Source organism: Corallococcus sp. 4LFB (assembly GCF_046520365.1).
Lineage (GTDB): Bacteria > Myxococcota > Myxococcia > Myxococcales > Myxococcaceae > Corallococcus > Corallococcus caeni.
Map to the genome: position 1 here is coordinate 1 of NZ_JBKGHJ010001196.1, position 651 is coordinate 651.

3 protein-coding genes are annotated in these 651 nt (G+C 75.6%); 1 reads left to right on the top strand and 2 read right to left on the bottom strand.

The window, feature by feature from the left end:
* The first annotated feature begins 19 nt into the window (after nucleotides 1–19).
* Nucleotides 20–217 (top strand): DbpA RNA binding domain-containing protein, encoded by a 198-nt coding sequence (locus tag ACLEQD_RS44875; RefSeq protein WP_410391988.1) that lies wholly within the window; start codon nucleotides 20–22, stop codon nucleotides 215–217.
* A 65-nt stretch (nucleotides 218–282) separates the two neighbouring features.
* Here ACLEQD_RS44875 and ACLEQD_RS44880 read toward each other — a convergent pair whose 3' ends face one another.
* Together ACLEQD_RS44880 and ACLEQD_RS44885 are read right to left on the bottom strand one after the other, a co-directional pair.
* Nucleotides 283–435, bottom strand: coding sequence for a hypothetical protein (locus tag ACLEQD_RS44880; protein ID WP_410391989.1), 153 nt, complete (start codon nucleotides 433–435; stop codon nucleotides 283–285).
* Nucleotides 396–651, bottom strand: a 256-nt coding sequence (locus tag ACLEQD_RS44885; protein ID WP_410391990.1) for a hypothetical protein, incomplete at its 5' end; no start/stop codon positions are given. The genes ACLEQD_RS44880 and ACLEQD_RS44885, both read right to left, overlap by 40 nt.

Sequence of the window (651 nt, forward strand, 5' to 3'; positions counted from 1 at the left end):
CTCAGTAAGGAGAACGATCATGCGGCCGGCGGACCTGGTGGGCGCCATCGCGGGCGAGGCGGGGCTCGAGTCCTCGCGCATCGGCGCGATCCACATCGCGGACATGTACTCCATCGTGGAGGTGCCGGAGCCGGACGCCGCGCGCATCATCTCCGCGCTGAAGGGCTCCACGCTGCGCGGCCGCAAGGTCACCGTGCGCCGCGACACCCGCGACTGACGCCCCCCCTGTGGGTCACCGGCCCCGCCAGGAGCGGGCCGGTGACGCACGCACCTCCGCACGGCTCAGGGCGCGTCCGGATCCATGTCCGGCGCGCGGCCCAGCAGCAGCGGCGACACGAGCCGGCTCTCCGGGTGCATGCGCAAGAGCGTGTGGATGACGCCGCCCAGCCCCGCCATCAGCCCGGGTGAGAAGGCGTCGCGCGCGAGCCCCGCCACCGGACCGCGCGCCTCCAGGCCGGAGATGAGCTCCGCGTCCAGCACCTCCCGGTCCGGCCCAGCGGCGCCGAGGACAGCCGCCGCGCCGTCTCCAGCAGCTCCCACAGCCCCAGGTCGCCGTGGCACAGGGTGTGGGTCCAGCCGAAGCCCTCGCGCACGGCCGCGGCGCGGGCCCGCTGGAACAGGTCCCCGTAGCGCGCGCCCCGGTGCGGGCGA